This is a genomic window from Ruegeria sp. CE9 (assembly GCF_056537425.1).
Genome location: NZ_JBQFRO010000082.1, coordinates 1 through 1,047 on the forward strand (window position 1 = coordinate 1; position 1,047 = coordinate 1,047).

General features: G+C 56.3%; 1 protein-coding gene. It reads left to right on the forward strand.

The features are described 5' to 3' along the window. Nucleotides 1–12: 12 nt before the first annotated feature. On the forward strand, nt 13–1,047 hold a 1,035-nt coding region (locus tag ACR0B3_RS24165), incomplete at its 3' end, for an ABC transporter permease (protein ID WP_480811260.1).

A 1,047-nucleotide genomic window follows, 5' to 3' on the forward strand; every position in this document is an offset into this window, starting at 1 on the left:
TGGAGGTGGCCCATGCTTAGGCTTGAGAAACGGCCACAGCCTTCGCGCGGGTGGACATATGGCGCGCCCGTCTTGGCGGTGATTTTGACCATCATTCTTGGCATGGGTCTGTTTGCGATTTTGGGCAAAGACCCATTGATCGCGATCAAGACGATTTTCTGGGATCCAATCTTTGGCCCCTTTGCGCATTTTTACCGCCCCGAGATTGTCAAGAAAGCTGCCCCTTTGGTGCTGATCGCCGTGGGGCTGTCCTTTGGGTTTCGGGCGGGAATTTGGAATATCGGTGCCGAAGGTCAGTATATCATCGGCGCCATTTGTGGGGCAGGGGTGGCCCTGGCCTTTTACCCGATGGAGGCGCGCTGGTTGATCTTTCCGCTGATGATCGTTGCGGGGCTCTTGGGGGGGCTTCTTTGGGCGATGATCCCTGCGATTTTGCGGGTGGTGTTCAAGACCAACGAAATCCTTGTATCGCTGATGCTGGTCTATGTGGCCGAGGTGTTGATCAAGGCCTTTTCCATTGGCCTTTTGCGCAACCCCGAGGGGTTTGGCATGCCTGGTAGCCGCAATTTGCGGCAATACCCATCGGCCGCCAATTTGGATTTGATCCCCAACACAGGCTTTCATTGGGGGGCTTTAGCGGCGCTGATGGCCGTGGTGGGGGCCTATATCCTATTCACCCGACATCAGTTTGGCTTCAACGTGCGCCTTGCAGGGCAAAGCCCGCGGGCGGCGGGATTTGCAGGGGTCAATGCTAATCACCTTGTGATCTTATGTGTGGGTATATCGGGCGCGCTTGCGGGACTTGCAGGATTGTTTGAGGTGGCAGGGCCATCGGGGCAGATCCTTGGTTCTTTCCCCGCCTTTTACGGGTTTACCGCAATTATCGTGGCCTTTTTGGGGCGCTTGCATCCTGTGGGCATTCTTTTTGCGGGGCTGATCATGGCGCTGACCTATATCGGTGGACAGGCGGCCGAGGCACAGTTGAACCTGCCTGCAGCGGCAATTTTGACCTTTCAGGGCATGTTGCTCTTTTGCCTTTTGGCTGTG